Raw genomic sequence first — 507 nt, forward strand, 5'->3', positions numbered from 1 at the left:
GCAATGTTCTCCTGCAACCTCGTATAGGGCAGATGGATCGCCCCCGGGATGACGCCGTGCCGCTCACGCTCGGATTGCTCGCGCAGGTCGATCAGCGCGATATCAGGCTTTCCCACCAGCGCGAATGCCTGCTCGGCACTGACCGCCCAGCCGCGCCGCGCAATCTCCTCCTGATGCAGCCCAACCTTCATGTTGGCCGGCACGGCGACATCCATCATCTTGGGATTCGCCAGCTTGAGGTTGTTCATGATCTCGACGTACTCGTCCATCGACTTCACCTGCAGGCGCGGGTTGAAGGCCTTTTCCTCGCCGATGGTCGAGACGGTCTCGCCCTTGTAGTCATGTGCCGGATAGATCAGCGTCTCGTTGGGAAGCTTGAGCAGGCGGCCGAAGATCGATTCATATTGCTGGCGCGGATCGCCATTCTGGAAATCGGTGCGGCCGGTGCCGCGGATCAGCAGCGTATCGCCGGTGAACACCCGGTCCGGCAAGATGAAACTGTAGGAA

At 60.7% G+C, this 507-nt stretch carries 1 protein-coding gene; it reads right to left on the reverse strand.

Going from position 1 to position 507, the window contains the following annotated elements; translation table 11 throughout:
• Window positions 1-507, reverse strand: a 507-nt coding sequence (locus tag AC1DX0_RS37115) for a rhodanese-like domain-containing protein (protein WP_477359699.1), incomplete at both ends; no start/stop codon positions are given.

The sequence above is a fragment of the Mesorhizobium sp. P3_A9 genome, assembly GCF_056402975.1.